Source organism: Leptonema illini DSM 21528 (assembly GCF_000243335.1).
Lineage (GTDB): Bacteria > Spirochaetota > Leptospiria > Leptospirales > Leptonemataceae > Leptonema > Leptonema illini.
Genome location: NZ_JH597773.1, coordinates 3,763,895 through 3,784,775 on the forward strand (window position 1 = coordinate 3,763,895; position 20,881 = coordinate 3,784,775).

24 protein-coding genes and 1 tRNA gene are annotated in these 20,881 nt (G+C 55.0%); 13 read left to right on the top strand and 12 right to left on the bottom strand.

Features of this window, described 5'->3' with window-relative positions; translation table 11 throughout:
- Window positions 1-4: 4 nt before the first annotated feature.
- Both LEPIL_RS17480 and trxA read right to left on the bottom strand, forming a co-directional pair.
- Window positions 5-514: a low molecular weight protein-tyrosine-phosphatase gene (locus LEPIL_RS17480; RefSeq protein WP_002774523.1), complete on the bottom strand. Its 510-nt coding sequence runs from the start codon at window positions 512-514 to the stop codon at window positions 5-7.
- A gap of 52 nt (window positions 515-566) precedes the next feature.
- Window positions 567-1,349: a thioredoxin gene (gene trxA, locus LEPIL_RS22525; RefSeq protein WP_002774525.1), complete on the bottom strand. Its 783-nt coding sequence runs from the start codon at window positions 1,347-1,349 to the stop codon at window positions 567-569.
- 85 nt (window positions 1,350-1,434) lie between these two features.
- Between trxA and LEPIL_RS17490 the strand changes: the two genes are divergently transcribed.
- Window positions 1,435-3,684, top strand: coding sequence for a hypothetical protein (locus tag LEPIL_RS17490; protein WP_002774527.1), 2,250 nt, complete (start codon window positions 1,435-1,437; stop codon window positions 3,682-3,684).
- Between the two features lie 64 nt (window positions 3,685-3,748).
- Here LEPIL_RS17490 and tpiA read toward each other — a convergent pair whose 3' ends face one another.
- Window positions 3,749-4,498: a triose-phosphate isomerase gene (gene tpiA, locus LEPIL_RS17495; RefSeq protein WP_040920566.1), complete on the bottom strand. Its 750-nt coding sequence runs from the start codon at window positions 4,496-4,498 to the stop codon at window positions 3,749-3,751.
- A gap of 124 nt (window positions 4,499-4,622) precedes the next feature.
- On the opposite strand from tpiA, the gene LEPIL_RS17500 reads away from it, so the two are divergent.
- From LEPIL_RS17500 to LEPIL_RS17525, 6 genes are all read left to right on the top strand, one after another.
- A complete protein-coding gene (locus LEPIL_RS17500) occupies window positions 4,623-6,401 on the top strand; it encodes a chloride channel protein (RefSeq protein WP_002774530.1) in 1,779 nt (592 codons plus the stop codon).
- A gap of 9 nt (window positions 6,402-6,410) precedes the next feature.
- Entirely contained in the window at window positions 6,411-7,220 is an 810-nt protein-coding gene (gene thiD / locus LEPIL_RS17505; RefSeq protein WP_002774532.1) for a bifunctional hydroxymethylpyrimidine kinase/phosphomethylpyrimidine kinase, read from the top strand.
- A gap of 104 nt (window positions 7,221-7,324) precedes the next feature.
- The gene (locus LEPIL_RS17510) at window positions 7,325-8,170 is read left to right on the top strand and encodes a glycosyl hydrolase family 18 protein (RefSeq protein WP_157135108.1); all 846 of its coding nucleotides are present in this window, start codon (window positions 7,325-7,327) and stop codon (window positions 8,168-8,170) included.
- Window positions 8,171-8,172: 2 nt separating this feature from the next.
- Window positions 8,173-8,661: a glycine-rich domain-containing protein gene (locus LEPIL_RS17515; protein ID WP_040920570.1), complete on the top strand. Its 489-nt coding sequence runs from the start codon at window positions 8,173-8,175 to the stop codon at window positions 8,659-8,661.
- Window positions 8,646-9,428 (top strand): hypothetical protein, encoded by a 783-nt coding sequence (locus LEPIL_RS17520; protein ID WP_002774537.1) that lies wholly within the window; start codon window positions 8,646-8,648, stop codon window positions 9,426-9,428. Before LEPIL_RS17515 ends, LEPIL_RS17520 begins: the two co-directional genes overlap by 16 nt.
- 103 nt (window positions 9,429-9,531) lie before the next feature.
- Window positions 9,532-10,014 (top strand): DUF1564 family protein, encoded by a 483-nt coding sequence (locus tag LEPIL_RS17525; protein ID WP_002774539.1) that lies wholly within the window; start codon window positions 9,532-9,534, stop codon window positions 10,012-10,014.
- 109 nt (window positions 10,015-10,123) lie between these two features.
- On the opposite strand, the gene LEPIL_RS17530 is transcribed toward LEPIL_RS17525, so the two are convergent.
- Window positions 10,124-10,924, bottom strand: a complete 801-nt coding sequence (locus LEPIL_RS17530; RefSeq protein ID WP_002774541.1) for an acyl-CoA desaturase — start codon at window positions 10,922-10,924, stop codon at window positions 10,124-10,126.
- Between the two features lie 361 nt (window positions 10,925-11,285).
- Between LEPIL_RS17530 and LEPIL_RS17535 the strand changes: the two genes are divergently transcribed.
- Window positions 11,286-11,735 (top strand): DoxX family membrane protein, encoded by a 450-nt coding sequence (locus LEPIL_RS17535; RefSeq protein WP_002774543.1) that lies wholly within the window; start codon window positions 11,286-11,288, stop codon window positions 11,733-11,735.
- 70 nt (window positions 11,736-11,805) lie between these two features.
- Here LEPIL_RS17535 and LEPIL_RS17540 read toward each other — a convergent pair whose 3' ends face one another.
- Window positions 11,806-12,297: a DUF4405 domain-containing protein gene (locus LEPIL_RS17540; protein ID WP_002774548.1), complete on the bottom strand. Its 492-nt coding sequence runs from the start codon at window positions 12,295-12,297 to the stop codon at window positions 11,806-11,808.
- Between the two features lie 314 nt (window positions 12,298-12,611).
- Between LEPIL_RS17540 and LEPIL_RS17545 the strand changes: the two genes are divergently transcribed.
- Complete coding sequence (locus LEPIL_RS17545; protein ID WP_002774549.1) at window positions 12,612-13,064, top strand: SRPBCC family protein; 453 nt, start codon at window positions 12,612-12,614, stop codon at window positions 13,062-13,064.
- Window positions 13,061-13,405 carry an ArsR/SmtB family transcription factor gene (locus tag LEPIL_RS17550; RefSeq protein WP_002774551.1) on the top strand — a complete coding sequence of 115 codons (345 nt, stop codon included), beginning with the start codon at window positions 13,061-13,063 and terminating at the stop codon, window positions 13,403-13,405. Before LEPIL_RS17545 ends, LEPIL_RS17550 begins: the two co-directional genes overlap by 4 nt.
- 14 nt (window positions 13,406-13,419) lie before the next feature.
- Here LEPIL_RS17550 and LEPIL_RS17555 read toward each other — a convergent pair whose 3' ends face one another.
- On the bottom strand, window positions 13,420-14,205 hold the full coding sequence (locus tag LEPIL_RS17555; protein ID WP_002774553.1) for a BLUF domain-containing protein: 786 nt from the start codon (window positions 14,203-14,205) through the stop codon (window positions 13,420-13,422).
- A 191-nt stretch (window positions 14,206-14,396) separates the two neighbouring features.
- On the opposite strand from LEPIL_RS17555, the gene LEPIL_RS17560 reads away from it, so the two are divergent.
- Genes LEPIL_RS17560 through LEPIL_RS17570 form a run of 3 tightly spaced genes read left to right on the top strand, consistent with a single transcriptional unit; the run spans window position 14,397 to window position 15,918 of the window.
- Window positions 14,397-14,729 carry a hypothetical protein gene (locus LEPIL_RS17560; protein ID WP_002774554.1) on the top strand — a complete coding sequence of 111 codons (333 nt, stop codon included), beginning with the start codon at window positions 14,397-14,399 and terminating at the stop codon, window positions 14,727-14,729.
- Window positions 14,729-15,544, top strand: coding sequence for a helix-turn-helix domain-containing protein (locus LEPIL_RS17565; RefSeq protein ID WP_002774556.1), 816 nt, complete (start codon window positions 14,729-14,731; stop codon window positions 15,542-15,544). The genes LEPIL_RS17560 and LEPIL_RS17565 overlap by 1 nt, the downstream gene beginning before the upstream one ends.
- Window positions 15,541-15,918, top strand: a complete 378-nt coding sequence (locus LEPIL_RS17570) for a VOC family protein (RefSeq protein ID WP_002774558.1) — start codon at window positions 15,541-15,543, stop codon at window positions 15,916-15,918. The genes LEPIL_RS17565 and LEPIL_RS17570 overlap by 4 nt, the downstream gene beginning before the upstream one ends.
- Window positions 15,919-15,924: 6 nt before the next feature.
- On the opposite strand, the gene LEPIL_RS17575 is transcribed toward LEPIL_RS17570, so the two are convergent.
- The 6 genes from LEPIL_RS17575 to LEPIL_RS17600 all read right to left on the bottom strand — a co-directional run bounded on the left by LEPIL_RS17575 (window position 15,925) and on the right by LEPIL_RS17600 (window position 20,837).
- Window positions 15,925-15,996: transfer RNA gene (locus LEPIL_RS17575), tRNA-Arg, on the bottom strand.
- A 66-nt stretch (window positions 15,997-16,062) separates the two neighbouring features.
- Window positions 16,063-17,451, bottom strand: a complete 1,389-nt coding sequence (locus tag LEPIL_RS17580) for a DUF6938 domain-containing protein (protein ID WP_002774560.1) — start codon at window positions 17,449-17,451, stop codon at window positions 16,063-16,065.
- A 21-nt stretch (window positions 17,452-17,472) separates the two neighbouring features.
- A complete protein-coding gene (gltX, locus tag LEPIL_RS17585) occupies window positions 17,473-18,999 on the bottom strand; it encodes a glutamate--tRNA ligase (RefSeq protein WP_002774561.1) in 1,527 nt (508 codons plus the stop codon).
- 39 nt (window positions 19,000-19,038) lie between these two features.
- Window positions 19,039-19,464 (bottom strand): hypothetical protein, encoded by a 426-nt coding sequence (locus tag LEPIL_RS17590; RefSeq protein WP_002774563.1) that lies wholly within the window; start codon window positions 19,462-19,464, stop codon window positions 19,039-19,041.
- The gene (lipB, locus tag LEPIL_RS17595; protein ID WP_002774564.1) at window positions 19,422-20,096 is read right to left on the bottom strand and encodes a lipoyl(octanoyl) transferase LipB; all 675 of its coding nucleotides are present in this window, start codon (window positions 20,094-20,096) and stop codon (window positions 19,422-19,424) included. The genes LEPIL_RS17590 and lipB overlap by 43 nt, the downstream gene beginning before the upstream one ends.
- A gap of 69 nt (window positions 20,097-20,165) precedes the next feature.
- Window positions 20,166-20,837 carry a protein-L-isoaspartate(D-aspartate) O-methyltransferase gene (locus LEPIL_RS17600; protein ID WP_002774566.1) on the bottom strand — a complete coding sequence of 224 codons (672 nt, stop codon included), beginning with the start codon at window positions 20,835-20,837 and terminating at the stop codon, window positions 20,166-20,168.
- Window positions 20,838-20,881: the final 44 nt, after the last annotated feature.

Consider the following 20,881-nt stretch of genomic DNA (forward strand, 5'->3'; position numbering starts at 1 on the left):
GCCTTCACTTCGGAACGGTCGTCTTTCCGCTCAGCACGAAGTCGAGGATGTTCTCGGCCGTACGCATGACGATGCGCTGCACGTCCTGAAAGCCGGCAAAGCCGCCGTAGTACGGATCTGGAACATCGGGAATAGGATCGCTTTCGCGTTGCGGATCAAATGTGCGAAAGAGTACGACCTTCTTGCGATCGGCATCGTTCGTCGCCATCGACAGAAGATCACTCAGGTTCTTATGATCCATGGCGAAGATCCAGTCGAACTTATCGAAGTCTTCGACCTCGAACTGGCGGGCCAGCGAATCAAGCGTGACGCCTTTTTCGCGCGCCGCTCTGCGCGTATCAGGATGCGGACGTTCGCCGATGTGAAACGACGAAGTGCCTGCCGAGTCGACGACAAAGCGTGAGAGCATCTCGCGTTCCTGTATCAGATGCTTGAAGGCTCCTTCGGCGGCCGGAGATCTACATATATTACCGTGACAGACAAAGAGTACGCGAAGGGGCTTCTGTTCGCTCATGATTCCACCTGAATAAGATATGGCCGATTGTATTACGGACGGCCTGCCTCTGTCAATAGAGAATCATTGCCAGGCGCTTTCGAACCTCGTTCACAACGGGATGATTCTGTCCGAGGATACGAAAGCATGAAATCAGATCGGCTTTGAACTCAGCCTGACGTGTCGGATCTTCTTTCACTCGCTGTAGCAATGCCTCCAGTACATCGGCAGCCTTTGCTTCGTTGAAAAGCCCTTTTAACACGTCGAGCGATTCGGCAAGCGCCTCCGCTCCGCCTTCACTATGTCGGTGCATGTATTCTTTCAGCGCAAGAGCGGCATCGCTGAACGGGCTGCCGACTTCGGGAATGCGGCCGAGAACGTTCTGTAGCATCTGTGCATCGTCAAGCACGGCGGGCATCGCGCCCCAGAGGATGGCCTCGGCATCGGCGCCGCTGCGATTCTCGGCGAGGATCTGTCGCACGGCGGCCATCGGATCAGACGAGGCAAGGCCGATCAGCTCCTCCCGACTCTCGTCGCTGATATGCTTTTCGAGGAACTTACGCAGATGCGGCTCGGGAAGCGCTCCGGTGAAGGTATCGACAGGCGCTCCGCCCGAGAAGAGAATACAATGGGGAATGCCCGAGATGCGGAACTGAGCGGCCAGCGCCTGTTCTTCGTCGGTGTTGACCTTAACAAGCTTCCACTTACCGGCGTATTCTTTTTCGAGCTTTTCAAGGACGGGTCCGAGCATGCGACACGGACCGCACCAGGGGGCCCAGAAGTCGACAAGGACGGGCTGATCTTTTGACGCCTCAAGGACGTCGGTTTGGAAGGATTGCTGATTCGATTCGATCATACCCCCAGGGAGTATGAAATCGGTGAGATCGTCAAGCAGAAAAAGGGCGTCTCATCGCTTTCTTTGCCGACAATAGAAGCGTATTATGTCAGAAGCTCCCCGGACCCGTGATCTGCTGCGCATGGTGCGCTGGAGGATCGAGCCCTTTGCCGTCCTGCTTGTCGCCTTCGCCGTCGTTTTCTATCTGAACGTTCTCGTTCATGGCGATCCGTCGCGTCTTTCCAGCGGAGCTCTGCTCTATGCAGCAGGCTGGAACTTTCTACTCGCTCTTTTTCTCACGTTGCTGCTTGAGCTGACCTACGCCGCCATCCGCATCGTTGGATCGCTCTTTCAGCGCACGGGCCGTCTTTGGACTTACAGCGTTCCTGCGTTAAGCGTCTTCTTTTTGATCGTCGAACCGATGTTCTCGTCCGGGGGTATTCTCGACGCGATCCTGAAAGATGCAGGCATGATCTCGTCGCTGTATCTGACGATGCTGATGTTCCTCTCGGTGGGCATCTTTCTACTGCTTGTGTATCTTCCTATCTTTCACGGGTTGAATGCGGCCTTTCTGCTCGCCTCGATTCTGCTTTCGCGTCTTCTGCTGTTGCCGCTGCAGAACCTTTTCTTTCCGCAGATTGCCGACTTCACGATCGGGCTCTTTCTGCTCTTTGTCGTGATCGCCTTTTCACTGGCCGCGCTGTTTTATCTTTATCTGCAAACGCGTCGCCGTATCGGATTGTCTCCGCATTATGAGCGCTTCGCTCCTGACCGATTATGGTTCTTCGCCCTTCTGCCCGTGATCGCCTTTTCGGTATTCGGTCTCGTTTATCTTCGGGGCGAGCAGCGCGTCTTTCATCCGTTGCTTGATATCTTTTATCTGAACCTCATCGGATCGTTATCCGTCGCCCTGCTCACGCTTTTCACCATGCTGCGCTTTGAGGCGCGAAACGGACGGGCCCTGCGCCTGCCGGCGTCTCGTTCCGCTCTCTTTCTTGCCGTCGTCCTCTTCTCGACGGTGACCGGGCTCGTTCGCAGCTATCAGCCCGACTACGTCTTTTTCGCGAGAGAAACGGCAGCCGGTCGTTTTCTTGAATTGATTTCTGTGCTGGCCGACGGCGATCTTGACGGCAACTCCGTGTGGCCGGGACAGGATAGCGACGATAACAATGCCGGCGTGCGTCGCGAAAGCAAGGGCGAATATCGCAGCAATGCGCTCGATCTCAAGCCGTCGGGTTATCCGGGCGTGGATCGCATCCTGATCACCTTCGTTATCGACGGCGCCGTTCTTGAGAATCCGGTCTATGCTACGGATCGGGACGAGGCGGCCGGAGCCGAGCCCGGTCTGCAATCCGTAGCCCCTGAGGGCATGCGTTACTGGATGCAGCCTTCAAATCAACCGGAGCGGTCGTTGCGTGCTCTGTTGCAGGGGCTCAGCTCGTTTGAAGAGGTGCACGGCGTGGAGCGTCGAAGCCTGCTGTCTTTTGCCGCCGAAGACGGCTATCGTACGCTCTGCTTTGGATTCGACGACGGTTCGAATTACTTCTTGCATGATCATCCGGCAAGGCTTGATGCCGGATGCCAGGTTTTCGAGTCTCTTCCCGTTGCAGATTCGGCTAACTTCGAGGCCTGTATCGCCGATTCGTTGCAGGCGGCCGAAAAGCTGATTGCTCAGTATCGCGAAAAATATACGTTTGCGTGGCTGCATATCGATACGCGACGCTGCATGGGACGCGAAGGACTGACGTCGGCCGATAAACGCCTTGCGCTCACGAAAGTACTCGACGATCTGAAATCGCCTGTGTCCCCATATCGCTTTCTGTCTGATCCGACGCGACGATTGCTTGGCGTCATCATGGAGACGGGATATCTTCCGTATTTTTACGTTTCGGCTCGCGACGAGTTCTGGCGCGCAAAACGAGGGGCGACGCTTTACAGCGAGATCCTTTCAGGCCATCTGTTTTTCATGCGCTGGTATTTTGCCGATATGCTTGAAGAAGCGTCGGATGATGAAGAAGATCCGGCGAACGTTCTGCGAAGCGCCGAACAGCTCTATCAGCGAAACGGCGCCGCCGACATGAACGGCTGGGTTTTTTTACAAGAAGCGCCCGATGAAAGCGTACGCTGGTTTCGCGAGACGATCGGTCTTCAGGGGACCGAGCATCGTCTGCCGGCGATGATGCTCTATTATGATGCCCGTCGTCGTCGGCTCGTCTACTCGCACGGCATGTGGAACCGGACCGTGGAGTTTCAGAGCCGGGAGCGACTGAACGAAGAAGAGCCCGCCGACGGCTCAGGCGCCGACGGCGCGGACGGCGCGGAGCCGGGCGCCCTCGAAAGGCGTCTGCAACGCTGAAGCACAGGCTCTGCCCGACCGATGGGCTCCGGGGAGTGGCGTTTACGGCGCCCCGCCCGGACGGTTAACCCGCAGCCTTAACGATTCCGTAGAAGCTATCGGCCTTCAGGGCGGCTCCGCCGATCAGACCTCCGTCGATGTCGGGCTGTGCGAGCAGGCCGGCGGCGTTGTCGGGCTTCATGCTTCCACCGTAGAGGATGCGCATTCCATCGGCGACGGCAGCAGAGAAAAGCGAGGCGATCGTTTTACGAATAAATGCATGCATCTCCTGCGCCTGCTCGGGCGTGGCGTTGCGTCCGGTGCCGATGGCCCATACCGGTTCGTAGGCAAGCACCGTATGCCCGGCGTCTTTCATGCCGGCGAATCCGCCTTCAAGCTGCTTCTTCACGACATCGAAGGCCCGGCCGCCATCGCGTTCTTCAAGCGTTTCGCCGATGCAGAAGATTGGAACAAGTCCGCCTGCAAGGGCCTTGATCAGCTTCTTGTTCACCGTGGCGTCGGTTTCATGAAAGTAGGTGCGTTGTTCGGAGTGTCCGATGATGACGTGTGTGCAGCCGGCATCAAGCAGCATATCGGCCGAGATCTTGCCGGTGAAGGCGCCCTGATCCTCCCAGTGAAGATCCTGCGCTCCAAGGTGGATGGAACTTCCTTTAAGTGCGTCGCGAACAGGAATAAGTGCGGTGTAGGGAGGACATACGACGATCTCTGCGGCTTCCTTTCCGCTCACCGTCTTTTTCAGAGCGTCGGCGAGCACTACGGCCTGCGAAGGGGTCTGGTTCATCTTCCAGTTTCCGGCAATCAGTTTCTTTCTCATGCCTCCGATTCTACTGCTCGATAGAGAGAGGCAAGCGCTTTCCTTTGCCTCAAGCTTGTCCATGCAGAGATTTCGAGATGTGAATTTCTCTTGTCAATGATCGGCGATCTCTGAAGACGGAGGGATGCTGTTACGCATCGGACAGCGACTGTATGCCCGTCTGCGCGTAACCAGTCCTCTGCACGTTTATCTGTACGCGATCCTGATCGGGTTGACGACGGGTCTTTTTGGACTCCTGTTCAATCATATTCTGCATCTTGTTCGCGATGCTATCTTTCTTCACGGCATAGGGCTATCGCTTCCGAATCCGCGAGGCGAAGGTGTTGCCGGTCTTGCCGTCGTTCCGTTTTCGCCGTATCTGCTTTTTATCGCTCCGGCGATCGGCGGCCTTTTCTCGGGCGTCGTGACGACATATTTCTGTCATGATGCCCGCGGAGGCGGAACAGACGCCATCATCCGAGCCTTTCATTCCGAAGGGGGGCGCATCGGTGGACGGGTTCCTTTCTTTAAATCGCTGGCAACGATCTTTACCGTCGGCTTCGGCGGAAGCGCGGGCAAAGAAGGGCCGATCATGCAGATCGGAGCCGGCATCGGTTCTTTTTTCGGTAAGATATTGAACGTCGGGGATCGCGCCCACCGTTCGATGATGCTTGCCGGAGTGGCGGCCGGACTGGCCACAGTTTTTCGCGCACCATTTGGAGGAGCGTTAACCGCAGTCGAGGTCGTGTATCGCGAAGATATAGAGAGCGACTCGCTTCTGCCGGCGATTCTTTCGGCCGTCTCTGCCTACATGGTCGTGCGCGCCTTTCAGGCCGATGCGGCCATGTTCGTCGTTCCTCCCGTTCACCTGAATACCTTTTATGAGCTGCTCTTTTATGTTCTGCTCGGTCTTGTATGTGTCGGCACCGGCTATCTTTTCACGGCCTATTTTCGATTGGTGCGGCGAGTTTTCGAGAACTGGAACGTGCATCCTATTCTCAAGCCGGCTGCGGGCGGTCTTGTCGTCGGGTTAGCCGCCGTATTCTTCCATGATTCGATCGGCGATGGACTTGGCGTATTACAAGAGGTTATCCTGGGACGCCGTCCCGATGCGGAGTGGTGGGGTGTGGCCGGGTTTTTTCTTTTTCTGGCCGGGCTGAAGATCATTACTACAAGCTTCACTGTGGCCACCGGCGGATCGGGCGGCGTCTTTACTCCTTCGCTTTTTATCGGCGGCATGCTCGGCGGCTCCGTCGGCGTCGTCGCACAGCATTTCTTTCCCGAGCTGCAGATCTCAGTCGTTTCGTTTATTATGGTGGGCATGGGCGGATTCTTTATCGGCGTGGCGCACGCTCCGATTGCCGGCATGGTGATGGTATGCGACATGGTGGGGAATTATACGCTTCTTCCGGCCCTGATGATCGTATCGGTGCTCTCGACCGTCATCTCGCGGTTTTCTATCTATGAGGGGCAGGTCGAGAACCGCTTTCATTCGCCGGCTCATTACTGGGATATGAATCTCAATCTGCTCTCGCAGATGAAGATCGCCAGCTTTACGAATCTGCTGCGGCATATAACCCTGGTCGAGCCGAGACGCCTCGTTCACGAGGTCGAGCAGGATGCCCTTGAACTGAAGGCCACCGACTTCGTCGTCGTGGGCAAAGGCGGCGCTTACGAGGGCATCTGCTCTCTGCGCCATTTCAGGCATACTCCAGAAACCGAAGAGCTGCGAACTCTGCTCACCGTCGCAGACGTTGCGCGTGAGGTTCGTCCGCTCAGGTTAACCGATACGTTCAGCGACGCCTTGCAGGTTATGATGGAAAACGAGATCGATAAGGCCGCCGTCGTCGGCGATCGCGACGAAGTTCTCGGTTATCTGCGCTTCGTCGACATTATGAAAGCCTACAATCAGCGCGTGAGGTAAGCTGTGAATATGGAACCCAATGGAATTCTTCCTGTCGTGTTAACCATCGCCGGATCAGACTCGGGCGGTGGCGCCGGTATTCAAGCTGATCTGAAAACATTTCAAGCCTTTCGGTGCTTCGGTACGAGCGTGATTACGGCCATCACGGCTCAGAATACGAAGGGGGTGACGGCCGTTCAGGGCATCGATGCCGACGTGGTCGCCGCGCAGCTTGAGGCCGTTCTCGACGATTTTCCCGTCAAAGCCGCGAAGACCGGCATGTTGTTTTCAGCGCCGATTATCAAGGCGATCAAGCGCGTCTGGCAGAAGCATACGGAGCGCATTCCGCTGGTTGTTGATCCCGTTATGGTCGCATCAACGGGCGCCCGGCTGCTCGAACCCGAGGCCGAGACGGCGTTAACCGATTTCTTGAAGCTGGCGCGCCTGATCACGCCGAACCTTCCGGAGACCGAATGCCTTCTCGGGCATACGATCAGCGGTGAATCGGGTATGAAAGAAGCGGCGCTGGAGCTCTATGACCGTTTTGGATCGTCCGTACTTGTTAAGGGTGGTCATCGCCTCGGCCTTGATGGTCGGGTGCTCGACGTGCTTTATGACGGCACAAAGTTCCTGACATTCACCTCAGAACGCTTGCCCGAGAAAAATACGCACGGAACGGGCTGCACGTTAAGCGCCGCCATTGCCGCCAATCTCGCCCTCGGCCTCGGCCTTCAAGAGGCGGTCGCCGGCGCTCGCGATTACCTGGTGGGGGCCATTAAGAATGCGCCGGGTCTTGGCGAGGGCTATGGCCCGCTCAATCATCTATGGCGAGATCTATAAGGGCATATCGTTTCATCACGGTCTTTTTCTTTCTCGCTCTTATCGGATGCGAGCAGAAAGTACCTACGGCTGCGGAGCCTCCGCACGCGAAGAGGTGGGGATACGTGATTCCGGAATCCTTTCTTGCATCGGATATCGAAAACCGTCTCTCTGCCTATGAGGTTCTCTGTATCGGCGTCTATCGCTTGAATGCAAGAGGCGAGCTCTATAAAACTCCGTCATTGTCGAAAGGCCAGCGGCAGATGCTTGTGCGGTTACAGAAGAAACGCCCTCTCTATCCGCTTGTCTCGTTGCGAAATGCACGGGAAGGTGCCCGCATGCTTGATGATCCGAGCATTGCGAAAAAGGCCGCCGCTGCTCTCGTAGCGCTCTTGAAACGAGAAGGCTATGATGGGCTTCATATCGATTTTGAGTATCTGACGGGGCGACACAGTAACGCCTTCGGATCCTTCTTGAGAATGCTCAAAGAGGATCCAGCCATGCGCGAAAGGACGTTAAGCATCGCCGCTTTTCCACCCCTGCACGGCAAACCGGAAGAGGCGGCCTTTTATGATCTGACTGTGCTGGCGCCCATTGTCGATGAGATCGTTTATATGACATATGATTATCACGTTCAGAAGCCCGGACCTGTAACGCACCTTTACTGGGTGCGGCAGAATCTTGATATCGTGCGGAAGTCCTTTCCAATGAAAAAGGTATGGCTCGGAGTACCTTCGTACGGCTATGAATGGAAAGGCCCTGGACGACCGCGAGCCGTCAGTGAGGCAGAAGGTCACAGACAGTGCGAGAAGTATGGCTGTGAGCGCCATGACTCCGGCATGTTGCGCGTGAAGCGAGAGGACCGCACCGTTTATTTTTCGGATGCAGAGCTGCGACAGAACATGGCCACGATTGCCGCGCAGTATCAGACGCTCGGCACGGCTACATGGCGAGTCGGATTCGAGCAATGAGCATGAACCGGATTGAACAAGAGCTGTATCGCCGCTTGCTGGACTTTCGTCTGGACGAGCCGGGAGTTCCCTTTGCCTATTCGGACCGTCTTGCACGAGAGAACGGCTGGAGCATGGCGTACACGTTTCGCGTCATTGCAGAATATCGTAAGTTCCTGTTTCTATGCTGCGTGATGGAAACGAACCCCACGCCTTCGGATCAGGTCGATCAGGCGTGGCATCTTCATCTGCTTTATACGAAGTCTTACTGGATCGATCTCTGCCGCCATACGATCGGTCGCGAATTGCACCATATACCCACTGAGGGCAGACAGGAGCGACAGAGGTTCGTCGAGCAGTATCTGAAAACGCTTGATACCTACCGTCAGTACTTTGGAAATCCGCCCGCCGACGTCTGGCCGGACGAGAAGACTCGCTTCGCGAGTATCCGCTGGATGAGAATCAATCTGCATACGTACATTCCCGTGAGGAGACTATGGAAGATCTTCTGAATGGTTATACACCGGCCGAGATCAGGCTGCTCATTGATCCGAAGGCAACGCGCATCGAGCTACTCAAGCTGACATTTCGCGATCTTGTTTTAAGATGCATACTCCGGCTCGAGGGAGAAGGTGATGACGTTGATGTGACGAAGGGCGAGTCGTTCCGACCATGGCCGCAGAAAAGGCATGAGACGGTCTTTACGAATATGTTTCTTGAAATCACCGATATGACCGTTCCCGTAATGAAGTATTTCAAGGCGGTTTATGACGAATCCGATTCGGATCGACAGTATCGCATCGTAATGACCGCACATGATCTGAAGAAGAACGGCCTTGTAAACGACAGTGCCATCGATCGCATGCTCGATCACGTTACTCTTACGAAGAATGGGAAGGACTTTGTGAAGAGGCTTCGCAGCCTTTTCAACGACTATGAATCCAGAATAGGGAAGCAGCTCGATCCGCAGCGAGTCGCCGGAATCGTTCAACCGCTTGGTACGCACTTCCTTTTACTTGCAAACATGCCAATGGCGATCTACCCGGCCCTTGTGCCTTTGCTCGATCTATCGTTACCCGTCGAGCAGCGCCAGCTTGATTCGACATCCGGCTCCGATGGTTCGGGTTTCGATACGTTTTCAAGCTCCGATATCGATACGATGCTTGATTGCGACTCGTCGTTTGCAGATGCCTGCACCGATGGGGGCGGCGCTGATTCGGATTCGGGCGATTCGTCAGATTCGGGATGCTCGGGTTGCGGAGGATGTGGTGGCGATTAGGGTTTTTTCTTGGGCGGAGAGCTGGTAGCCACGAGATCGCTGAAAGATTCGCCCGCTCAGCTTTTTTTTGTGACAGTTCGGCTGTTTTCTGACCGGCATCGTCATGAACGAACAGACTCGAGTGGATCGGGAGCCCTATTACCGATCGCGATCCACGTTGCTCATTCCGGAATCTCTTTTCAAGCGGTTCTTCTGGCGGAGTCCTTACATCAAAGTGGGGCAATGGGCCCTTGGCGGGTTTCTATCCATACTGATGGATGATCCGGCGTTGGAATACAAGCTGAGCTTCCTGGAAAGAACCGGCAAATGGAAGAAGCAGTACCAAGAAGAAGGACAGGAGTTATGTCGGGTGAATTTTTATCCGGATGATCGGGATTGGGGGCGGTTGTCTGCGATTGCGAATGCGACGGGATATTCTCGATGTTACATCTTCGTTTACCTGATGCTCATCGCATTGGGGGTGATAGCTCTGGAGAATGGAGGAACTCAGCGGTCTTGGGTGAAGGGCCACTGGAATCCGATAATGATTTGCTCTATGACTGTCGATGCGGTCAGCCGAAAACTCACAAGAATCCTACAAACATAGCGCGCGACTCCGCACACCCTCATTAACAGTCACTGCATCCTTCCTCGCCCGAGCCACCGGCCCGGGCAAACATAGCCCTTTACAAAAAGAGGCTTGATCACGTCAGAAGTTAAGCGGCGACTTGCTCGTCATGTCTGACCAGCTGCTTCTTGCCCCGCGATGTCTTCGCGTTTCGCAGAAAGCGGATGATACCCAGAGCGGCAAAGAGACGCATCACCTGAAACGTCGGATCAAACTCAAAACGACGATAGGCGAAGTTCGGCGAATCCGGATGCGCATGGTGGTTGTTCTGGTAAAGCTCTCCCACGATTAAGAAATCGACGGGCAGGGTGTTTCGGGATTGGTCCTTGGTGCGACGGTGATTGATGTAGCCGTACTTATGTCCCGCCCAGTTCACGATGGCGCCATGTACGGGGCCCATCAGCCAGTGAAAAGGAAGCAGGAGATACAGGTACCACATCCCCGCCGGAACGAAAGCGATATAGAAAAGGGTATAAATGGCGCCGAAGCCGATGCGGACCGTCCAGGAGACCGACAGACGTTCGATGAGCGGCCACTCTGGAAACGCAGTATGAGTCGTTTCTCTCGGCGCCTCGACAAGCCTGCGAGAGTATCCGTCATAGATCATCGCCGTTTTGTACATCATACTGAAGATGTTCGTCGAGAAGTGCGGCGAATGCGGATCTCTATCCGTATCGCTGTGATTGTGGTGCAGTCGATGCAGAATGGCGTATCCGCGCGGATTGAGAAAGCTCGAACCCTGTGTAATAAAAGTAAAGAGAAAGAAGAACCGCTCCCAGAAAGGGCTCATCGAGAACATGTGATGAGCGGCATAGCGATGTAAAAAGAAGCTCTGACTGAAGGCCGAGAGCAGCCAGTGGAGGGTGAATAGAGTAAAAATAGCGATCATAACTACTGAGAACCTGATTCTGAATCACAGTTGCAATAAAATGGCGCGTTTTGCTACTTATAGCCTTGCTCCTCGCGGATAAGCGTGCATGGGTTATCCGTATTTAATACTATTAAATAGTTAACAGGGGCGAAACACTGTCTGTCAGCAAAAATGTCGTCTATCTTTTATTGTAAGCCAATGACTTTTTCGCCGTTTCTGCCTTGACATTTATTCTCATCTGGCCTGATTCTGATTACAAGATTCCGTCTCAAATAGGATTCTGTCGCTGCGTATCCCGCCAAACAGAGAATCCGTTTTGAGGCAGAGCCTTCGTAGAAGAGCGAATCACAAACAATACAAAAAGGAAGAGAAGCGAGATATGAGCCTCATCAAAAAACCAGAAACGACGGAAAAGGCGTTACCCACGGACTCTCTGGCCTACCTGGCGGGCCGACTGATGATCGGTATGAGTATGTTCGGCCACGGCCTTGTGCGGATTCCAAAAATCCCCGAATTCAGCGACTGGATGATGCATACCTTTGCCGATTCCATGGTGCCTACGTTTATCGTGCAAGGATTCTCAACCTTGCTGCCCATCGGAGAGCTTGCCGTCGGAGTTCTGCTTTTACTAGGGTTCTTCACACGTCAGGCGGCACTTACCGGCGCGCTTCTTATGTCCATTCTGATCTTTGGAACGTGCATGATCGAGAACTGGGACGCCATCGGACTTCAGCTGCTCCATGGTGCCTTCTTTCTTTTCTTACTCTATCACCGAGACGAAAACCTGCTCTCCCTCGATGCCGTATTTAACAAGCGCACGGTGGCTTGAGCAGAGCCTCGTTGCATAAAAGGCATTCTGTTAATGCCCCGGGGGCAAGTGACAGCCGGGGCCAACCTCTTTACCTGTTATGCGTAAAGACTGCATTGAGTACCTGTGCCTGTTTCTTGACGTCCTCACCGACAAGGTCTTTCAGCGATTGCCGATCCGAAGTCATCGTAACTCCGGCCTCCTGCAGGCGATGGCGAAGCTCCTCCGGGTTTACGTGAGCTACCTCGGCCACCGTAGCGAGCGGAGCGTTTCCGAGGGCGCGTATCGGCGCTACAAAGGGAGGTTCACCGCCGGCACGAATCGGTAAAAACGAGGCGGCAAGGATCAGAGCAAAGACGCCGATCAGGGACAACCCTTTTGTCGTGCTGAAAGCCTTCTTGAACGGCTTTACGTTCGCTATGATATGCAGTCCGATAGCGCCGAGGAAGATCCAGCTCAGCCATTCATGCGCCTGTTTGTTCCAGCCTGTATCGAAGTGAAAAAACATCAGCACGCCGGTTATGGCGACAAGGATGAACGACCCTATTGTCAGGGGGGTGATCCAATCTCTATTTAGTTTCATCTTGTAAGGCTCCTGTGAGCGATTGCCGCTCTAATAGGGATACCCGGCTGCCTCCGCAAAAGGTTCAGAAACAATTGTAAATAACTGTGGTGCTTTCGTATGCAGGAGGCGCCAGAGGGAAGCAGCGGCCTTGAGGCCAATTCACGCAACAAAAGTGTTGCCTTTTCTTGCGCAGTCTTTTTTATGCAATATAAAGGTTGCGTGTTCTCTGGCTCTGTGTAAAGAGGATGAACCAGGCTGTGCGACTTTGCCCAAAAACCGTCTCGGTCCTGAAATCCTTCTTGGGTATCAGAACCGGCTCTAAGGAGATTCGAATGGAAAAGCAAACGGAAAATGAGATCGTCCGGCGCATTGAGATCGGCGCCCCGGTTTCAAAGGTATGGCAGGCGTTGACCGATCATAAAAAATTCGGAGAGTGGTTCCGGGTGAAAATCGACGGCCCTTTTGTCGTCGGGCAACGCTCTCTCGGTAAGATAACGTATCCCGGGTATGAAGGTTATCCGTGGGAGGCCACCGTTGTCGCTATCGAGCCCGAGCACTATTTTGCATATCGATGGCCGGCCGGAGCCGAACAGGGCGAACAGGAGACAGAAGAGAACTGGACGCTGGTGGAGTTTCGACTGGAGGCGAAAGGCAACGGTTGTGTATTGACGCTGACCGAGACCGGGTTTGAAAACATTCCGCCGAATCGGCGTTCGGTAGCGTTCCGCGATAATAGCGGGGGATGGACGATTCAGATGCAGAATATCAAAGAGTATGTTGAATGACAGCACTCAAGAACCTGACTCCGGCAAAGGCGCAGGCCTTTGCTGCCGTTTTTGCCGCGCTGGGCGATGAAACACGACTGAGCCTCGTTGCACGGTTGGCCGACGGCCGGCCTCAGTCCATCAGCACGCTGACCGCGAACACAGAACTGACGCGACAGGCCGTTACCCGACATCTTCGCGTTCTCGAAGAGGTCGGGCTTGTGCAGAGCTTGCGTTCGGGACGCGAAACTCTCTTTGAAATCGATCTGCGTCCGTTCAAGGACATGAACGATTACATGAACCTCGTATCGAGCAAATGGGATCAGGCTCTCGGCCGACTGAAATCATTCGTGGAGCAGTGAATGTCCACGTAGCCTTACTGTGCCAGGTCTCGTATGCGAGCCTTCAGCTCGTCATACGGAAGCTCCAGTCGCACGGCGAGGTCGGTCAAAGAGAAGAGGCGCAGCTCTGTGTCCTTGCCGCGCGGCACGTACCGGCCGATTGGCTGAACGTTTGAGAGATTTCCCGCCGCAAGCACGCTTTCATCGAAGATCACGGAGCGACCGACCTTGCGCGTCACAGCCTGCAGGCGAGCCGCCGTATTCACCGTATCGCCGAGATAGGTATAGTCCTTTCTGCTCACCGACCCCACATTACCTTCAAGCACCTTACCCGTTGAGATTCCGAATCCGGCGAAGAGCAGCGAGAAAGGATCGTTAGCCGAACGGGAGGCGCGCAGACTTTTGAGCTTTGCTGAGATCTGTCGCACGGCTTCGAGAGAGGCTGCCGTTTCGTCGGCATTGAATACCGCCATCAGACCGTCGCCAAGCATCTCTGAGACCGGACGCATGAGAAAATCCTGCGAGTCGTCGAGGATGACGGTTTTCATCGCCCAATCCGAATAGGCGCGCGTTTCGAGATTCAATTCCACTTTGAGAACGAAAAGATCTCTATGCCTGTCATCGGCGAAGATCTTTGACAGACGTGCGTCGAGTATTTCAACAGGGCCTTCAATGATCTGGTAGAAGACGTCTTTGTAGGTAAAGAGCACTCCGGTCAATCCGTCTCGCTCGTTGTTTCGAATGGAGAGCTCGGCGATCTTCTGTATCTCTTCGCCTGTCAGATGACGGCTGAATCGGCTGATGTATGTGACTCGTTTCATGGAACCTCGATGGCAATTAATGCAGGAAAGTGCATTCCGTCGATGATCATCGACGCTTCTCTTTGTTGTTTCTCTAAGAGCAGAAACACAATCTATCGACGACGATTTTCTATTATATACGATGAAAATATCCGGTCTGATCGGCCCGCTTTGTAACTTGACATCTTTCCGGAATCCGGGCTGGTATTCTCATGCAGCCTCTTTCGGACTGGTACACGGTATCCTTTGACGAAACGCATGTGCGTCGCCATGTTCGACCTCCGTCGGGCGAGCCCTGGCAGGACTCTTTTTCCTGGTCGAACATCGTAAGGGTCTGCTACGAACCCGGTGAATTCCTGACCTCCGATACCTTTCACGTTTTCATAAACGATCGAGAGGCGAGTTTTGCCATTCCATCAGAAGCGGAGGGGGCGGTTGAGTTCTGGGGCGAGATCATCCGTCGCGGCTTTTTCGACGCCGAGACCTCTATCAAGATCAGTACCGGCCAGCTGGGGTTAACCTGCTGGCCTCCGATAGAGGGGTGATGGCTCTGCGTCCTCCATTCGATTTGAAGCAACTCGCTCTCGGAGCGGTTCACCGTGTGGTGCGGCCGCCTTCAGATCTGCGTCCGTGGGTGGTCTGCTTCTGGTCTATGTCTGCTCGGGCCGATTCCGATCAGATCGTTTTGATTCCCGACGCCTGCGTGGATTTTATTTTTTCGCGGCAGGAGCCCGGAGGCGGTTTTCTCTCGGTCAGCCCTCTTGAGGCGCAGAGCATCGCGCTCGGGCAGCGCACCTATTATGGAATCCGTTTCTTGCCTGGTGTGTTTACGGCTCTTACCCGTATTCCCACGAAAGAGCTGGCTTCGCTGTTTGTGCAGGCCTCTGACGTTGAATTTCCGGAAACAGAGGAGCTTCAATCAACCGTTGCAGAAAGTCGTAGCGAGGCCGATGTGTTTCAGAGGATGCAGGAATGGGTGCGCTTGCTTCTTGCTTCGCGCAGCCCTGAGCTGAACCCGAAGCTGGCGTATGCGCTTGATAAGATCTACTCAGGCCATCGTCTGATCGAATCCGATATTGGATCGCTGATCGGACCGAGGCAGCTAAGACGCCTTTTCGCCGAGCAGACGGGCCTCAGTCCGAGAAGTATGATCCAGATTATGCGGTTCCAGAGAGCGCTCGATGAATTTGTAAAGACTCCTGATCAGACTCCATCGGAATACTTCGATCAGGCGCACTGGATAAAGGAATGCAAGCGCTTCACAGGAATGACGCCGGGCTCCCTTCGCCGGGTGCTTATTCCGGAAATGTCCGATTCATACAATGAGGGCGATCGTCTTCACGCTACACTGACATTATGAAAATGAATGTCGGATACGTTACCCATAACCTGCAGCCATGCCGCGACTTCTACGTGCAGAAGCTCGGCTTTTCGGTGCAGTTCGAGAACGAATGGTATGTTCTTTTGAAGGCGCCGGATTCTGGAATAGAGATCTCGTTCTTGCAGCCCGGACTGGAGTTTCAGGCGCCTGTCTTTCAGACCGCTTACAACGGAAAAGGAACCTATCTAACGATAGAAGTGCCCGACGTTGAGGCGCTCTATGGCGACTTTAAGGAACGAGGAATTACGATCTACAGAGATCTCAAGAATGAGGAATGGGGCGACCACCATTTCATCGTTCTTGATCCGAACGGCACGGGATTGGATTTTGTTACGTACAGGCCCACAGAGTAGGGAGCCTACCCCTGGCAGGAATCGAACCTGCGCGCACGGCTTCGGAGACCGATGCTCTATCCACTGAGCTACAGGGGCTGTTGACCGCTCTTTTGATAAGAGCCCGTTCAGGTTTTTCGCTGCCGTTGCTCCGTCAATGCCGTTCTACAATGAGCGGGCCATCTCGACGGCGCGGCGGGCTCCAAAATAAAGCCCCGTCTCGCTTCGTCGCTGAATGGCTTCGTTGCGGCGGATGAGCGGGCCGTCTTCCGGAAGCATCGAGAGGATAAGGTCGGCCGCCTGCTCGGGGCGACTGCATTCGGCGTCGCATTCGTCGAGTTCGACCAGATAGTTCGAGCTATCGATTTCGTGATCGGCGAGACGGCGCAAAAGAACTTTCGGAACAGGAAAATACGCCACCTGCGCCGGTCTTGTTACAAGCAGATCGACGCAGCGGATCAACTCATCGGTGGCGCGCACGCTCAGTCCGTGTTCAGTGAAACGAAAGATGGTGACCGCATGCGTTGGCTCATCAGATGAGATGGCATGCCATCGCCCGAAGCGACTGAGGCCTTCGGAGCTATCGACTTCCGTAAACGGTATCTTCTTCGCCTCAAGAAGCGAGATCAACTCCGAGGCGAAGTCCGCATGTTCGCCGCAGTTGATCATAAGAAACAGCCGGCCCTCATCGATAGCGGGAAGAATGCGCTCGATGAGCTTGCGCAGGAAGCCGGCCTGCGCTCCCGTTCCGCCAAGCGAAAGAAGGCAGCGAAGCGGAGCGTTGCGTCGTCTGCGTTCGATGCGGTGCTGCGCGTCGATGGCGACGTTTTCGGCGATGCTTCGCGGAACGAAATGACCGGCGCATTCGATCTCATCGGCCGGTACGCCCATCTTCTGGAAGCGAGCGCACGACGACTGGGTCTGTACGACGTTACGAGCACCAGGAGCAAGCAGATAGTACTGCGGATGGTTATCCGGAATCAGATTAAGAACCTTTGTAAAACCGGCGGCCACGGCCATCTGCGCGGCGAACGGATAACTGGCCATGCAGAGCAGATCTTTCTGCAAAGACGAAAAGAGCGGACTGTACTGCTTTGCAAGATCGGTGGAGATGGCCAGCGTATCGATCGTGCCGCGAAGCAGGATGGCGTTCCACAGCGCCTGCATGGGCCCGCCTATGTCGAAGCTGAGGCGGCTGAAAAGCGAGTAGAGCCCTTCCATGTCGCGAATCAATCCGGATTGCGGAGCATCGACCGACATCAGATCAAGCAGCGCCGGATGCATATCGTCGGCCCATGTGATGACGGCGCGGGCGATGCGATGATGACCGTAGCCCATGCGGATGCTGCTCAGAAGCAGCCCGATATCGTGTATATTGCCTGTTTCATTATCGCCGGCCTGAAGCTGCACGCATCGTTCGTGCAGAGCGGACGGCTGTGCCTTCAGAGATAACGGCTTGATGCGTCCGCCGTAGCGAACGTTCAGATAAAGGCGAAGCGCCTCGGAACCAGCCCAGGAGAGAGGACCGGGCTGCTGTCCGTACAGCGACGGCATACCCGGTTTATCTTTGAAGGCTCAGAGACTGTCAAGAGAGAATCGCACTCTTTCTTGCACGATCTGCCATCCGAGCAAAGAAAAGAGCACGTTCAGTTCGAGACCGGCCAGCGAGCCCGTCGCCGCGGCGCGAACGGGCATGAAAAGGCCTTTGCCCTTCTGTCCGCTGCGTGCGCCCGTCTCTTTGATGGCCTCGCCGAATTCGTCGGGCGTCGCCGGCTTCTTCTCGTCAAGCAGCGCGAGAAAGGCTTCAAGCACGGTCTTCGCCTCGGGCGTTCCGGCCATGGCCTTCGCGTCGGCGTCCATCTCGACCTTCTCGCGAAAGATCTCTTTCAAATACGGAACGGCGTCTTCAAGCGTATAGATATACTCTTTCACCGAGGCAAAGGCGCGACGAACGTTCGCTTCATCGCTTCGGATGAGTGCGGCGACCCGGGCGTCTTTTTCGAGAAAGGGAAGCGCAAGATCCCAGACCTGATCGGTCGGATAATGACGCAGATACTTCTGATTGAGCCAGTTTAGCTTGCTCTTTCCGTTGATGATCTTGCCCAGCTCTTCACGGCTGAGCTTCGTCGGATCAAACTCGCTTTCATCGTTCGCCTGAAAGAAGTCGAACATGGCCGGCGACTTCGAACAGCGGGCGACGTCGAACTTTCGCGCAAGCTCGCCGTCGGGCATGAACTCGACGGCGTCTTCAGGATACCAGCCGAGAAGGGCCATGTAATTGACAAGGCCTTCAGAGAGATATCCGAGTTCTTTGAAGAAAAGTACGGACGTGGCGCCTCTTCGCTTCGACAGCTTCTTGCGATCCGTGCCGACGATCTCTGAAATATGTGCGTAGGTGGGTAACGGCAGTCCAAGCGCCTCATGGATCAGGATCTGTCGCGGAGTATTGGAAAGATGGCCGACGCCGCGAATGACGTGCGAGATTTTCATCTCATGATCGTCGATGACGACGGCATAGTTATACGAGGGAAAGCCGTCGGACTTGACGATGACGAAGTCGCCGATCAGTCGCGCATCAAACTTTACCTTGCCCTGCACGAGGTCGTTAACGGCGATCTCGTTCGGCTCCACCTTGAAGCGGATGGCATGCGGTTCGCCGGCGTCGATCTTCGCCTTCGCCTCTTCGGCCGTGAGGTTGCGACACTTGCCGTCATAGACGTGCGGCAATCCAAGCTTGCGCGAGCGCTCCTGCTTCGCTTCCAGCTCTTCGTCGGTGCAGAAGCACGGGTAGGCATTGCCCGCCGCAAGCAGCTTCTCGGTAAAAGGCCGGTAGTGATCGAGCCTCTCTGACTGACGATAGGGAGCGTAGGGCCCGCCTTCGCGCACGCCTTCGTCGGCCTTGATGCCCAGCCATTCAAGCGAATCAAGGATGATCTTTTCGGATTCCGGAGTGGAGCGTTCCTGGTCGGTGTCTTCGACACGGATGACGAAGGAGCCTTTCATCGCCTTCGCGTACAGGTAATTGAAAAGCGCGGTGCGAGCTCCTCCGATATGAAGGTATCCGCTCGGGCTCGGTGCGAATCGTGTACGAATCTCAGACATCTTTGTTTCCTCGTTTAAAGATAAGAATGCTCGGCCGTTCTATCGGATCTGCTGGAACTGCTCGCGCAGGCCGTAGTCGTTGATATGGTAGACGACGTCATAGTAGTGGTTCTCTGTTTTCTGCACGGCGATGATCTGGCCTTTTTTATGGATCAGGTCTTTCAGTCGCTGTACTCCGTACGGGCTGATCGTAATGTAGATGAAAGGCTCTTTCAAAAGATAACGCAGAGCAAGAGGCTCGCATTCGTTTCGTGCCATATCAAGCGCCTCGCTGTAGGATCGGGCCGAGACGCGAAAATAGACCTGATAGGTGGAGCTTGAGATCATTCCGGTGCGTTTATATTCGTCGGGGATGTTGTCGCGCAGCTGTTCCGCCTCGCGACGGTAATCCTCCCCGGTTTTGCAGCCGGGCAGGAACGCACTCAGGAGTAGAGCGAGAAGGATTGAATGAATCGTTCGGCCCATATCCGACAGAATTCCTTTTTTTTCGCATCGGTCTCGGGGTCATGCTTCTTTTCTGCCTGGCCTGTCAGCTGTAGCACGGACTGCATACGTAATCCCGGATACCCGCACGGATGGATGAACGAAAACGTCTGTAGCTCATTGCTGTAGTTGACGGCGACGCCCGATGAACTGAAGCCCGAGCGGATCTCAAGGCCCGACGAGACCACCTTCTCGCCGGCGTCGGTGTACAGTCCGGGCGCCTTCGCATCGGGACGTAGCTTCAGTCCGAAAACGGAATCAAGGCTCTCTGATGTGATGTCGAGCATCGCTTTTACGAAATCCGACAGGGGGATCTTGCGAGAGCGCAGGTCGATATGCGGATAAATGACGATCTGTCCCGGCTCATGCGCCGTTGCGTCGCCGCCACGCTTCACCGGAACGATATCGACGGCGTTGCGGGCAAAGTCCTCGGCGCTGAGAAGAAGCGAACTGGCCTGCGTCTGTACGCCCATCGTGACGACCGGATAATGCTGACAGAAAACAAGGTTCTCTCGACGGCTGCGACGCAGCAGCTCTGTATAACGCACATAGCGCCCGTAACGCATGGGCTTTTCGAGATACAGAATAGAAATAGGCTGCCTGTTCATAATCATAGCAAGGGGATGTGTCGGTTTCTTCAGAATTGCAACAGGGCTGCCTGTAGCGGCGTTCCTTTATACTATTTATACTAAAGGAACGAAACGAACGGGGATGACGACTCTTTTTGTAAATTCCGTTTCGGATTGCTTTGTGATGATGACAAGATCGGCCGCTTCTCGTCCAAGCGGAAGCACCATCCACCCGCCTGTGCGCAGCTGCGACTTCCAGGCCTCGGGCACCGTGTCTGCCGTCGCCGCACAGAGGATGCGATCAAAAGGAGCGGCCTCGGGCACTCCGTCACGGCCGTTGCGCAGATACAGATGAATACGCTTGATTGCCGGATCGGTGAACTCTGCCATCCGCTTTTTTGTGCCCTCATACAGCTCGGGAACGATCTCCACCGAATGCACCTCAGAGCAAAGGCAGGCAAGGATAGCTGACTGATACCCGCAGCCTGTGCCGATTTCGAGTACCTTCTCGTCGCCGGTCAGTCGCAGCAGATGCGTCATCAGGGCGACGATATACGGTTGCGAGATCGTTTGCCCTTCGCCGATGGGAAGCGGTCCATCGTCACAGGCGCGATGCTGCAAGGATGCGGGCACAAACAAGTGCCTCGGGAATCGATGAAAGGCCGCTTCCAGAGCAGGATCATGGATGTCCCGACTCCGGATCTGTGTGCGGAGCATCTCTTCGATCTCATCCCCGTGAGCGTCCTGAGCGTCGTGGCCCTCACCCTTTTTGCTTCCCGGTGCCATCCCGTTATAGCTTGCACGCACCGTGGCAAAAGTCAAATCGTAAC

What these genes read in the sequence shown, in the direction of transcription:
- LEPIL_RS17480 (WP_002774523.1), bottom strand. Translation starts at nt 514, where the DNA reads ATGAGCGAACAGAAGCCCCTTCGCGTACTCTTTGTCTGTCACGGTAAT.
- trxA (WP_002774525.1), bottom strand. Translation starts at nt 1,349, where the DNA reads ATGATCGAATCGAATCAGCAATCCTTCCAAACCGACGTCCTTGAGGCG.
- LEPIL_RS17490 (WP_002774527.1), top strand. Translation starts at nt 1,435, where the DNA reads ATGTCAGAAGCTCCCCGGACCCGTGATCTGCTGCGCATGGTGCGCTGG.
- tpiA (WP_040920566.1), bottom strand. Translation starts at nt 4,498, where the DNA reads ATGAGAAAGAAACTGATTGCCGGAAACTGGAAGATGAACCAGACCCCT.
- LEPIL_RS17500 (WP_002774530.1), top strand. Translation starts at nt 4,623, where the DNA reads ATGCTGTTACGCATCGGACAGCGACTGTATGCCCGTCTGCGCGTAACC.
- thiD (WP_002774532.1), top strand. Translation starts at nt 6,411, where the DNA reads ATGGAACCCAATGGAATTCTTCCTGTCGTGTTAACCATCGCCGGATCA.
- LEPIL_RS17515 (WP_040920570.1), top strand. Translation starts at nt 8,173, where the DNA reads ATGAACCGGATTGAACAAGAGCTGTATCGCCGCTTGCTGGACTTTCGT.
- LEPIL_RS17520 (WP_002774537.1), top strand. Translation starts at nt 8,646, where the DNA reads ATGGAAGATCTTCTGAATGGTTATACACCGGCCGAGATCAGGCTGCTC.
- LEPIL_RS17525 (WP_002774539.1), top strand. Translation starts at nt 9,532, where the DNA reads ATGAACGAACAGACTCGAGTGGATCGGGAGCCCTATTACCGATCGCGA.
- LEPIL_RS17530 (WP_002774541.1), bottom strand. Translation starts at nt 10,924, where the DNA reads ATGATCGCTATTTTTACTCTATTCACCCTCCACTGGCTGCTCTCGGCC.
- LEPIL_RS17535 (WP_002774543.1), top strand. Translation starts at nt 11,286, where the DNA reads ATGAGCCTCATCAAAAAACCAGAAACGACGGAAAAGGCGTTACCCACG.
- LEPIL_RS17540 (WP_002774548.1), bottom strand. Translation starts at nt 12,297, where the DNA reads ATGAAACTAAATAGAGATTGGATCACCCCCCTGACAATAGGGTCGTTC.
- LEPIL_RS17545 (WP_002774549.1), top strand. Translation starts at nt 12,612, where the DNA reads ATGGAAAAGCAAACGGAAAATGAGATCGTCCGGCGCATTGAGATCGGC.
- LEPIL_RS17550 (WP_002774551.1), top strand. Translation starts at nt 13,061, where the DNA reads ATGACAGCACTCAAGAACCTGACTCCGGCAAAGGCGCAGGCCTTTGCT.
- LEPIL_RS17555 (WP_002774553.1), bottom strand. Translation starts at nt 14,205, where the DNA reads ATGAAACGAGTCACATACATCAGCCGATTCAGCCGTCATCTGACAGGC.
- LEPIL_RS17560 (WP_002774554.1), top strand. Translation starts at nt 14,397, where the DNA reads ATGCAGCCTCTTTCGGACTGGTACACGGTATCCTTTGACGAAACGCAT.
- LEPIL_RS17565 (WP_002774556.1), top strand. Translation starts at nt 14,729, where the DNA reads ATGGCTCTGCGTCCTCCATTCGATTTGAAGCAACTCGCTCTCGGAGCG.
- LEPIL_RS17570 (WP_002774558.1), top strand. Translation starts at nt 15,541, where the DNA reads ATGAAAATGAATGTCGGATACGTTACCCATAACCTGCAGCCATGCCGC.
- LEPIL_RS17580 (WP_002774560.1), bottom strand. Translation starts at nt 17,451, where the DNA reads ATGCCGTCGCTGTACGGACAGCAGCCCGGTCCTCTCTCCTGGGCTGGT.
- gltX (WP_002774561.1), bottom strand. Translation starts at nt 18,999, where the DNA reads ATGTCTGAGATTCGTACACGATTCGCACCGAGCCCGAGCGGATACCTT.
- LEPIL_RS17590 (WP_002774563.1), bottom strand. Translation starts at nt 19,464, where the DNA reads ATGGGCCGAACGATTCATTCAATCCTTCTCGCTCTACTCCTGAGTGCG.
- lipB (WP_002774564.1), bottom strand. Translation starts at nt 20,096, where the DNA reads ATGATTATGAACAGGCAGCCTATTTCTATTCTGTATCTCGAAAAGCCC.
- LEPIL_RS17600 (WP_002774566.1), bottom strand. Translation starts at nt 20,837, where the DNA reads ATGGCACCGGGAAGCAAAAAGGGTGAGGGCCACGACGCTCAGGACGCT.